Annotated in this window: 7 protein-coding genes and 1 rRNA gene; 4 read left to right on the top strand and 4 right to left on the bottom strand. The window is 61.1% G+C overall.

Annotation, left to right across the window (positions count from 1 at the left end):
* Positions 1-709, bottom strand: a 16S ribosomal RNA gene (locus Q8S60_RS18355); the annotation flags it as partial.
* A 948-nt stretch (positions 710-1,657) separates the two neighbouring features.
* Here Q8S60_RS18355 and Q8S60_RS18350 point away from each other — a divergent pair.
* Positions 1,658-3,334 (top strand): peptidoglycan DD-metalloendopeptidase family protein, encoded by a 1,677-nt coding sequence (locus tag Q8S60_RS18350; RefSeq protein ID WP_305274803.1) that lies wholly within the window; start codon positions 1,658-1,660, stop codon positions 3,332-3,334.
* A gap of 426 nt (positions 3,335-3,760) precedes the next feature.
* Here Q8S60_RS18350 and Q8S60_RS18345 read toward each other — a convergent pair whose 3' ends face one another.
* Positions 3,761-4,633: an alpha/beta fold hydrolase gene (locus tag Q8S60_RS18345; RefSeq protein ID WP_305274804.1), complete on the bottom strand. Its 873-nt coding sequence runs from the start codon at positions 4,631-4,633 to the stop codon at positions 3,761-3,763.
* 25 nt (positions 4,634-4,658) lie between these two features.
* Complete coding sequence (locus Q8S60_RS18340; RefSeq protein ID WP_305274805.1) at positions 4,659-4,838, bottom strand: hypothetical protein; 180 nt, start codon at positions 4,836-4,838, stop codon at positions 4,659-4,661.
* A gap of 65 nt (positions 4,839-4,903) precedes the next feature.
* Here Q8S60_RS18340 and Q8S60_RS18335 point away from each other — a divergent pair, with 65 nt between their 5' ends.
* Genes Q8S60_RS18335 through Q8S60_RS18325 form a run of 3 tightly spaced genes read left to right on the top strand, consistent with a single transcriptional unit; the run spans position 4,904 to position 7,654 of the window.
* Positions 4,904-5,494 (top strand): very short patch repair endonuclease, encoded by a 591-nt coding sequence (locus Q8S60_RS18335; protein WP_371134398.1) that lies wholly within the window; start codon positions 4,904-4,906, stop codon positions 5,492-5,494.
* A 38-nt stretch (positions 5,495-5,532) separates the two neighbouring features.
* Entirely contained in the window at positions 5,533-6,861 is a 1,329-nt protein-coding gene (locus Q8S60_RS18330) for a DNA cytosine methyltransferase (RefSeq protein WP_305668771.1), read from the top strand.
* Positions 6,854-7,654 carry an endonuclease gene (locus Q8S60_RS18325; RefSeq protein WP_305668770.1) on the top strand — a complete coding sequence of 267 codons (801 nt, stop codon included), beginning with the start codon at positions 6,854-6,856 and terminating at the stop codon, positions 7,652-7,654. Before Q8S60_RS18330 ends, Q8S60_RS18325 begins: the two co-directional genes overlap by 8 nt.
* Positions 7,655-7,948: 294 nt before the next feature.
* Here Q8S60_RS18325 and Q8S60_RS18320 read toward each other — a convergent pair whose 3' ends face one another.
* The gene (locus tag Q8S60_RS18320; protein WP_305668769.1) at positions 7,949-9,859 is read right to left on the bottom strand and encodes an autotransporter domain-containing protein; all 1,911 of its coding nucleotides are present in this window, start codon (positions 9,857-9,859) and stop codon (positions 7,949-7,951) included.
* Positions 9,860-10,463 lie beyond the last annotated feature (604 nt).

The following is a 10,463-nucleotide window of genomic DNA, read 5'->3' as shown; positions in this document are numbered from 1 at the left end:
TCGCACCTCAGCGTCAGTACCGAGCCAGTGAGCCGCCTTCGCCACTGGTGTTCTTTCCAATATCTACGAATTTCACCTCTACACTGGAAATTCCACTCACCTCTCTCGGACTCTAGCCATCCAGTTTTGAAGGCAGTTCCTGGGTTAAGCCCAGGGATTTCACCCCCAACTTGGATAGCCGCCTACGTGCGCTTTACGCCCAGTAATTCCGAACAACGCTAGCCCCCTCCGTATTACCGCGGCTGCTGGCACGGAGTTAGCCGGGGCTTCTTATCCAGGTACCGTCATTATCTTCCCTGGCGAAAGAGCTTTACAACCCTAAGGCCTTCATCACTCACGCGGCATGGCTGGATCAGGGTTTCCCCCATTGTCCAAGATTCCCCACTGCTGCCTCCCGTAGGAGTCTGGGCCGTGTCTCAGTCCCAGTGTGGCTGATCATCCTCTCAGACCAGCTATGGATCGTCGCCTTGGTAGGCTTTTACCCCACCAACTAGCTAATCCAGCGCGGGCCCATCTAGGGGCGATAAATCTTTCACCCTTGGGTCGTATACGGTATTAGCACGAGTTTCCCCGAGTTATTCCGTACCCCTAGGTAGGTTCCCACGTGTTACTCACCCGTCTGCCACTCCCTCCGAAGAGGGCGTTCGACTTGCATGTGTTAAGCCTGCCGCCAGCGTTCGTTCTGAGCCAGGATCAAACTCTCAAGTTGAGCTGATCCGACTGTCCCTCGCGAGGAAAATCGCGAGGCTGACGCAAAATACACTCACATTCGTTTCCCGGCTTGCACCGGGTAACGGGGTAATGTGTGTAGAAACATCAGACAGTCAGTGTTTTGTTCGACCGCCAGACCTGTAAACAGACCTGGACGATCTCGCGAAGACACCGCCGTCCACGTTTCTCTTTCTCAAACCACAATGTCAAAGAGCACCTGAGTTTCACGACGCAATGAACGTCCCGAAACACAAGGGTCGTAACCGACCCGAAGGACAGCTTCACCTCGGCTTCCAATGGAAGTCCGGGGCCTGCTGTCATCCATAGTAGGATCGTTTACTAGGCCACAAAGAGAGCATCGGGGCAAGGCCCTTTAACACTCTTACCTGAGGGTGCGAACCGCTTCCGGAGAAGCAGGCCGCCGTGACCTCGTGGAGGCGGTTTATAGGGGGGTCACCTACCCCTGTCAAACCCCTTTTTTGTCCTTTTTCGAAAAAAGTGACGCATTTTTCGGCTTGACTCTCAGATGGTGTTTTGCAGCCCGTCCGTCAAGAAAACTGCGGGTAGATTCGGTGCCGAAACGGCCCGATACCTGCAGCGCAGATGGCTTCCGTCATGTTTGGCGGCCCGTTGTCCCGTAAGGGCACAGCTTTCGGAAGAACCAGCCTGTCTGTTATGGAATAGCGGTCGTAAAATCGAAAGAAAGACGGTTTATAAACCTTCATAAGAGGTGAATATACTGGGGTTTGGACACTCTGCGCGTTGACAGGGGAGCGTTGCTCGGGGCATCGTCTCAATTCACGACGCGTTACAGTTTGTTTCGGCGGTGGGGCAGCCGCCAGTTTCGCAGCAACGAAGATCGCGACTTAAGTATCCCGGTCAAGTACCGGATCTTTATCGAGAATCGTGCCGGGGGGCAGCGAGTTTGTACGACACGGGGACCCAGGTGAAAGACGAAACGAGCGGCGACGGCGCGATCGACGGGGACGTGCCTGCTACCTTCTGGCGACGCGCGCAGCGTAATGCCCAGTTCTCCTTCAAACTCTATGCATCGGCGAGCCGGCTTGCGCTTGGACAGTCGCGCTGGATCGCGGCGTCGGGTGTGCTCGGTGCGATGTCGCTCGGACTGGTCGGTCTCGGCGTCGCGTCGCTGGTGGCGCCTTATGACGGTGTCGCAACGGCGGCGCTGACGGCGGACCACGCACCCCGCGTGGTCGCATGGGACACGAAGGCGGCGCCGGCAGCCGTCGTGGTAGCGAAACGCACCGAACCGCGCGTCATCGAAGAGGTCGCAACCCTTCAGCCCACGGACGATCTCCCGGAAACCGCGGCCGACGATCTCGCAACCGCCTCGCTTGCCGATCCCGGCCTCTTCGCGCCGCAGACGGAAGAGAGCCTCGCGGCCGAAGCCGCCCTCCTCCCCGCCGAGCCGCGCGAACCGCGCGCCGTCGAAACGACGGTCGCCCTCGCCAGCGGCGAGACGCTGATGGAAGTGCTGCAGAATGCCGGCGTCGACCGCATCGACGCCTATCACGCCGTCGCGGCGATGACGTCCTATTACAGCCCGCGCAAACTGCGCGCCGGCCAGGAAATTTCCCTCGCCTTCATGGAAATGCCGGACGGCATGACCGGCGAGGAAGGCGAAACGCCCGCGAAATACCTCACATCCATTTCGCTCGAGCCCGACATCGAACGCGCGATCGAAGTAACGCGCAACGACGACGGCAGCTTCGGCGGCAAGGAAACGATCCGCGAATTCACCGAAGGCTTCGTGCGCGCATCGGGCACCATCAGCAACTCGCTCTTCCTCGACGCGGAGCAGGCGGGCATCCCGCCGCAGATCATCATCGAGATGATCCGCATGTACTCCTACAGCGTCGACTTCCAGCGCGAAATCCAGCCCGGCGACAAGTTCGAAGTCTATTTCAGCCGCAAATTCGACGACTTGCAGCGCCCCGTGAAGGAAGGCGACGTCCTCCACGCGTCGCTCACCGTCGGCGGCAAGACGCACAAGCTCTGGCGCTTCGATCCGGGCGACGGCGTCTGGGACTATTTCGACGAGTCCGGCCAGAGCATGAAGAAGTTCCTGATGAAGACGCCGATCGACGGTGCGCGTCTTTCCTCCGGCTACGGATTGCGCCGCCATCCGATCCTCGGCTACTCGAAAATGCATGCGGGCGTTGACTTCGCCGCGCCGACCGGCACGCCGATCTATGCGGCGGGCGACGGCACGGTGACGCGCGCCAACCGCTTCGGCAGCTTCGGCAACTACGTTTCCATCCGCCACGCGAACGGCTACGAAACGGCTTACGCGCATCTGAACGGCTTCGCGCGCGGCATCAAGGCCGGCACGCGCGTGCGCCAGGGCCAGGTGATCGCCTATGTCGGCACGACCGGCCGCTCGACCGGCCCGCACCTTCATTACGAAGTGCATGTGAACGGCAAGAAGATGAACCCGCTCGCGCTGAAGGTGCCGACAGGCCGCAAGCTCGAAGGCAAGCAGCTCGCCGCCTTCAAGGAACTGCGCGGCAACATCGCGACGCAGATGGCCGAAGCGCCGCTCGCGACCAAGGTGGCGACCGCAACGGCCAGCGCGAAGGGCGGCACCAGCAGCGCCAACTGACGCCAGCCGGGACGCTCCGCCTACGGACGATAAAGAGCCGGGACCGCATCGCGGGGCCCGGCTTTTTCGTCTCTCTCGGCCTGTGAAAGAACCTGCAAATTGCAGCCATTCCGGGGGTAACCGGCCCGGCTGTCATCGAACTGTCACTGAACTGTCACGAACGCATTTCGAGCCGCTTCAACGCCTTCCGGCTCCCGGCCTTATCCCCGCTTGCCGCCTCTCGCGCGCGGACTTGTCCCCTGCGGGGATAAGGCCGCCGCACCGCCCCGGCCGAATATCCCCGCCTTTTATCCCCGCCCCTCGCCTCGCCCTCGCCCCGCCGCTTGTCCCCGGCGGGGATAAAGTGCCGCGAGAGACGGCGGGCACGAAAAAACCGGGGATAACACCTCCCGAAACGGCGTGCCCGGGGACAAGACGGGAGCGGCCCTATTCGGAGAGGAAGGAGAGGATCGCCCCGTTCACGCGCTCCGGCTTCTCGAGCGGCGCGAAATGCGAGGCCCCTTCGACGATGTCGAGCCGGCCGAGCGGGATCGCGGACGCCATTTCTTCCGTATGGGACCGCTTGATGCTGTCTCGCTCGCCGGCCATGACGAGAACCGGCGCCGCAATCTTCGCGAGGTCGGCGGCATCGTAGTTCGGCTGGGTCCGCCACATCTCGAGAACCTTGGCCGCGAAGACCGGCCAGCGAGAGGGCTCCGGCGCCATGTTGATATAGAAGTCGCGCGCGGGCGAGGCGTCGAGCACGCGCACATCGTCGGGCGGCGGCGAGGAGAGCCCCGCCACATTGTAGTTGGCGCCGATCGCGACGACGCGGCGGACGCGGTCCGGGTTCTCCATCGCGAGGATGAGGCCGATAATGCCGCCGTCGCTCCAGCCGACCACATCGGCGCGTTCGATGCCGAGCCGGTCCATCAGCGCCAGCATGTCGTCCGCCATCTGACGATAGGTGAGCGGCGCGTCGGTGTCGGTCGAACGGCCATGCGCACGGCTGTCCGGCGCGACGACGAAATGCGCCGGCGCCAGCGCCCTGATCTGGTAGTGCATGCTCTCGATGAAGCCGGTGCCGCCATGCAGCACGAGGACGGGTGGCGCCTCGGGATCGCCGAAGGTCTCGTAGTAGAGGGTGATGCCGTTCACCTCCGCCCGCTCAGCCCCATGCGCCGCGCTGGAGAAGGTCTTCCAGACATAGAAGGCGGGAATGCCCGACGACGAACGGTTGAGCGCATAGAAGCCGAGTGCGGCCAGCACGATGAGCCCGGCCAGACCCGCCAGAACATAGGTCTTCATATTCTTCGGCATTTTTCCCCCGCCGCGCGGCGCCCGGTCAGGGCGCATTGAATTTCCGCAAAAACTCCCAGACCGGGATGGCGGCCATGCCACCGATCAATCCGCTGAGGAATGCCGGAATCTCCGCATTGAAAATCGCATGCCAGAGATAGCCGGCGAGAACACTCGCCAGAATGATGGCCGCGAGCGTGACGGCCAGTTTCATCCAGAATCCCATCGTCCTGCTCCCTGAAATCCCGCATCCCGCTCGCCGGACTCTAGCCTGCGACGGCACAACTTGAAATGGCGCGGGCCCCGCGCCGACGGAGGGGGCGCCGGCAGGACCGCATAGACCGGGCTGGCTGTACCCTTGATCGACGAGCCAGATGCACAATTAAACCCGTGTCGGGGCAAAAGGGGCTTCCTCGGTGCCGGACACTGCCACAAAATCAAAATAATATGGCCGACACCAGAACACCCACCCAACGCTCAGCGATTATGAGAGCCGTTGGCAGCAAGAACACGAAACCCGAGCTCGTTGTACGCCGCATGGCTCACCGGCTCGGATATCGGTTCCGATTGCACGTCAAAGCGCTTCCAGGGAAACCCGATATCGTATTCGCCAGCCGCAACAAGATAATACTCGTCCATGGATGCTTCTGGCACGGTCATGGATGTAGATATGGCAAGCTACCTAAATCTCGGCTGGAATTCTGGCGACCGAAGATCGCCGCGAATCGAATACGCGACCGACGAACGGCCAAGTCGCTTCGCTCGCTCGGCTGGAAGGTGCTCGTCATTTGGCAATGCCAGACTAAGGACTTGAAAAGCTTGGAAAAAAGGCTTGAGAGATTCATGGCTCAGGAATCCGATCGACAGCACAAGCCGAATTAGATATCTTGACCGCTTAACCTGCGAATGAGGATTGCAATATGCGGCCCACCGGCATCGACCTATTCGCCGGAGCAGGAGGGCTCAGCCTCGGCTTCGAACAAGCTGGCTTCGATATTGTCGCCGCTGTCGAAATCGATCCGATTCACGCAGCCGTCCACAAGTACAATTTTCCCGACTGTGCGGTACTCGCTCAGTCCGTTTCCGTACTGTCTGCAGAAGATATTCGAAAGCAAGCGAACATCGGATCTCGAAAGATCGATGTCGTCTTCGGCGGCGCTCCCTGCCAAGGGTTTTCCCTTATCGGCCATCGGGTTCTGGACGATCCGCGCAATTCGCTTGTCCGGGAGTTTGTGCGCATCGTGGCGGAATTGGACGCATCCTATTTTGTCTTTGAAAACGTCAAGGGCCTGACCGTCGGTCGCCACCGCCAATTCCTCGATGAACTAATCGAGGAATTTCGAGCGAACGGGTATGACGTTCGCGTTCCGTGGCGCGTGCTCAATGCTGCCCACTTCGGAGTCCCTCAGAGCAGAGAGAGATTGATCTTGATGGGCGCCAAACGAGGCCTCCCTCTCCCCAAATATCCCGACGACCAAACCCGCAAAGCTGGGACCCGCCACGACAGTTTTCTTCCATCTGGTCCAACATGCGAAGACGCTCTGTCCGATTTGCCTGACGCGGAAACGTTTCCGGAGCTACTGGACAATGACGAGGTTGAGACAGCGGCTTGGGGCACACCGAGCGACTATGCTCGAAAGATGCGTTGTCTCGATAACGACGCTTGGCACTTCGGGCATCCGCGCAGATGGAACCCGAATTTTCTTACGTCGAGCATGAGAACAAATCACTCGCCTATATCGCGTCGGCGCTTCGGCGAAACGGAGGAGGGGCAGGTGGAACCGATTTCCCGTTTCTTTAAATTGCCGAAGACAGGCGTCAGCAACACGCTGCGCGCCGGTACAGACGCGGCACGAGGCGCGTTTACCAGCCCTCGCCCAATTCACTACAGCCTTCCCCGATGCATTACCGTTCGGGAAATGGCTCGCTTGCACGGATTTCCAGACTGGTTTCGTTTCCACGAAACCAAATGGCACGGCGCTCGCCAAATAGGCAACGCAGTTCCGCCTGCATTGGCGCGTGTCGTTGGAGATCAAATTATGCGGGCCTTGGAAGTCTATCCAACGCGCCCCGAGGAAGAGGTCGTTTTGGGCGATCCTGCCCTGTTGCGGTTGGGCATGAAGGACGCTGCGGATCATTTTGGTGTGCAATCTCCGATCGGCCGCCGCGACAAAAAGAGCGGTGCCCGCAAACGCAAGCAACACGAAGTTGAGGAGGCCTTGGAAATGGCAAGAATAGCCAATGACTGAAAAGGCCCCAAAGGCGGCCAACCGTTACAAGACTTTGATCGAAAGCATCTTTTTCGATCATTGGAGAAAAGGTACGAAGGAGTTCGAATTTGCGCGTGTCGAGATAAAGCGCAAAGCGAACGACCTCGGCATCGTTTTGCCTGACAACATCGGCGACGTGCCGTATACATTCCGCTACAGGGCGTCCCTTCCAGACACGATAATAAAAACTCAACCCAAAGGGTTGGAGTGGATCATCGAAGGAGCGGGCCGATCCCTTTACCGGTTTAAATTGGTTCCTTCGACCCGGATATCTCCGCGTCTGGATCTCGTCACGGTGGCTATTGCCGACGCAACCCCTGAAATAATCCGCGCATACGCTCTCGATGACGAACAAGCATTGCTGGCGATCGTCCGGTACAACCGGTTGGTCGATACCTTTCTCGGTTTAACAACTTACAGTTTGCAAAATCATCTGCGTACGACCGTGAAGGGTATCGGGCAGATCGAAATCGATGAACTTTATATCGGTCTCGACAAGTATGGCTGCCACTATGTAATTCCCGTTCAAGCAAAGGGCGGCAAGGATCAAATCGGCGTTGTGCAGACAACTCAGGATATCCGGTTTGTGGCGCAGAAATTCCCGGGAATGCGTTGCAGAGCTATCGCCACTCAATTCATGTCCGATGGCATAGTTGCGCTATTCGAGCTGACACTGAAGAACGATCAGATAAAAGTGGTCGACGAGCGACACTATCAACTCGTCCCAGCCGACCAGTTGGACCAAAAAGCAATTCGCGACTACCGCGCTTGATTTCCGCTTAAGGGCAAAAGGTCGCGGGTTCACGGCAGGAAAGCCGTTGCTCCCGGAGGATGCGCGTCAGCGGCCTCATCCTCAATTCTTGCGCCATAGGCCCCGGCTTTCGCCGGGGTGACACTTTGGGGTGGGGCTGGGATTGAGTTTTTGACGATGGGCCTTTCCGGTTTGCGTTTGCCGCGATGCCCTCTTCCACCCTCCCCCCGTGGGAGGGTGGAGGAAGGAAAAGGCCGCCGGTTTCGCGGCGGCCTTTCCCGGTTGTTTCTCGCATCGCCCGATCGATGCGGCTCTTCAGTTCAGCGGCACCGAGAGGCTGAGGCGGAGGCCTTCCGTTCGCCAGTCCTCGCGGCCGAGGGAGTGGGCGTAGTCGAGGCGGAGGGAGGCTTTTCCGAACAGGGCGGTTTCGATGCCTGCTTCGACGCGGCCATAGTTGCGGTCGCCCTCCTCCGTCGACGCGCTGAAGGTGAGGTCCGGCAATGTGCTGGGCGCGACCGTGACGCTGCGGCTGTCATTGGCGAACTCGCGGCCCCAGTGAAGCCCGGCGGACGGAACGAACTCGAAGGCACCGAGGGCGAAGGAGGTTTCCGCCACGACGCCGATCTCGCCGAGAAGCGAGTCCGCCGTCTGGTCCTGCGTAATGAGGTTGAAGCCCGCGGGCGCACCCTCTTCGGTGAAACCGTCGAGCTCGATGCGGGCGCCCTGCAGCGAGGCGCCGGGGCGGAGCGTGAAACGGTCGAACGCCAGTTCGTAGCCGAGCGCGAGCGTCGCCGCATATTCGCGCGCGGAGGTGGAGCCCGCCGCGACCGTGCCCGCGATACCCGGATTGCGCTTGCTCCAGTAGTTCGCCTTGCCGGCGGAGAGCGCGAGATCGACCGCCGGCAGAAGGGGCGATGACGACGTCCAGCCGGCAAGCGCCGTCAGCAGGATGTGATTGGCGTCGGACGAACTGCCGTCGGGAAGGCTCGCCTCGCTCTGGATGAGCGTGGCGGCCGCGCCGAAGGACCAGGTGGCCCCCGGAAAACGGATACCGAAAGTCTCGGCGCTTGCCTGCCCGTCGATGGCCGGACCGAGATTCGTCGCCGAACGGTCGAGGAAGGTCCGGTCGGCGAAAAAGAAGAGCTCGCCCCTGCCGCCGATGCCGGCGAGATCGAAGGCCGGCACGTCGCTCGTGGAGGCGTTGGCGAGACGGATGGGCGGCACCTTGTGGCCGCGGGAGAGCGCGAGGCGCCCCGCGATGCCGCGCTGCGCCGACTGGACGGAGAGAAGGCCGGCATCCGCGAGCGTCGCCTGGATAACCGGCGATTCGGCGAGCGCGAAGCCCGCCAGCGCGAAGATCTCGTGAAGCCGCGAGGTCGGATGCACGCCGTCCCACGACATGCGCCGCGCCTCTTCCTCCGGGGTGCAGGTATTGACCGCCGTGACGCCGCGCCCCGAGATGCAGGGCGTGGTGGCGAGGAGCGGATCCATGCCGAAGGCTTCCGGGTTCCGCTCGACATGGGCCGCGAGCGACAGCGTATCGACATAGATGATGTCGACGCCGAGCTGCTTTTTCGCGCGGATATAGGCGTCCTCGAGCGTCTGCTCGACCGTGTTTCCCTCCGGCCCGTAGTAATTCATCGTCATGAAGCTGCGCGCACCCGCCGCCTGCATGCGGGCGAGGCCGTCGACGATGTTCGCCTTGGTCGTTTCCGGATTGGCGGTCCAGCCGAGGAAAGGCGCCTCGATGAAATCATTGCCGCCAATGCTGATGAAATAGAGCGTATCGGGATCGAGCCTGCCGCCATTCTGCGCGAGCATGAAGGTGATCTGCCCGTTCGGATCGTTCCAGTTGCGCTCCGGCCGCTGCACCATCTCGAAGGGAGGGCGGAAGGGCTCGAAATTGCTGCCCGACGCCGCGCCGCCGATCGCGTAGTTCTGCGTCAGTGCGGGGTCGATCCCGTAGAGCGAGCCGATCTGCTCGGCCATGACGGGCCCGTTCGAGAACCGGCCCGCCGGACGCGAGGCGGAATCGAGCAGCGCCGGATTGATCTGCCAGACCTCGACGCCGCGCTTGAGATGGACGCTCTTCACGCCGTCATCCGACCAGCTGTCGCCCATCACGATGACATTGTTGAAACGGCCGGCCTCGGCGGGTGCCGCCACGGCCGCAGACAATAAAATTCCGGCCGCCACAGCGCGGCCAAGCAACGCAAACCCGGACATCGTTTCTCCTCCCGTTTCCCGCGCCCTGACGGCGCTTCGGCGGCGGAGGATAAGGAGGATCGGAGAATGAGTCTACAATATTGTATACAAAATATTAACAGGGGCCGGGGGTGAGGGTGGAACGGGAGAGCGGAGCCCAACACCGGCGGCAGCCGCTCATGGACCCCGGCTTTCGCCGGGGTGACACATTGGAGTTGGAGTTTGGTTGGAGTTGGAGTTTGGCCGGGGCTCAGGGCGGTGGCTCTTCCACCCTCCCCCTGTGGGAGGGTCAAACCGCTGCAAGCGGTTTGGGGAGGGGTTGGGGAAGGAAGATCAGACACAGTCGATTGTGTTTCTTCGCGGTGATGCTGCTACCCCACCCCGAAAATTTCGAAGCAAAATTCGACCCTCCCCGAGGGGGGGGGTGAAAAAAGGAAAAGGCCGCCGGTTTCCCGGTGGCCTTTTGTTTTCGGTGAAGCGTTGTCTCAATGCACGACGCGCAGGCCCTTGTCGGCGTCGCCGTAATCCTCGCCGAAACTCGCGCCGCCGACTTCGTGGCCATCGATGATGAGGCCCGTGGCGCCGGCCGAGACCTGCACCGTTTCGCCGTCGGCGATCTTGCCGA

The organism is Parvibaculum sp. (assembly GCF_030694575.1).
In the GTDB taxonomy this organism is placed as follows: domain Bacteria; phylum Pseudomonadota; class Alphaproteobacteria; order Parvibaculales; family Parvibaculaceae; genus Parvibaculum.
The sequence above is the reverse complement of the archived record's forward strand: the minus strand, read 5'-3'. Positions and strand labels throughout refer to the sequence as shown.